Origin of the sequence: Pseudomonas sp. UMAB-40, from assembly GCF_900095275.1 — a bacterium.
GTDB lineage: Bacteria > Pseudomonadota > Gammaproteobacteria > Pseudomonadales > Pseudomonadaceae > Aquipseudomonas > Aquipseudomonas mandelii_B.
Genome location: NZ_LT607650.1, coordinates 1 through 224, shown reverse-complemented (window position 1 = coordinate 224; position 224 = coordinate 1). Strand labels below are relative to the sequence as shown.

Here is a 224-nt window from a genome sequence, read left to right as displayed (position 1 = left end):
CTTACTCCTTCACCTCAACCTTATCCAACGCCTGATTCACCGCCAATTCCCCCAACATCACCACCTGAGTAATCCCCAGCAGCGTCTTGCGATGCGAGTTATCCAGCAACGCCGCGAAATTGCTGAGCATGGTAGTCGCCGAGCCCAGTGATTCGCTGGCGTTGGCCAGCAGGGATTCGGTGTCGTATTTGGGGTTGGCGAGGAACATGGGTTCGGGTTCGTGG

Annotated in this window: 1 protein-coding gene; it reads right to left on the bottom strand. The window is 56.7% G+C overall.

The features are described 5' to 3' along the window. Nucleotide 1: 1 nt before the first annotated feature. The coding region (locus tag K0F88_RS32175; protein ID WP_257605431.1) for a DUF6124 family protein at nucleotides 2–224 on the bottom strand (223 nt) is incomplete at its 5' end.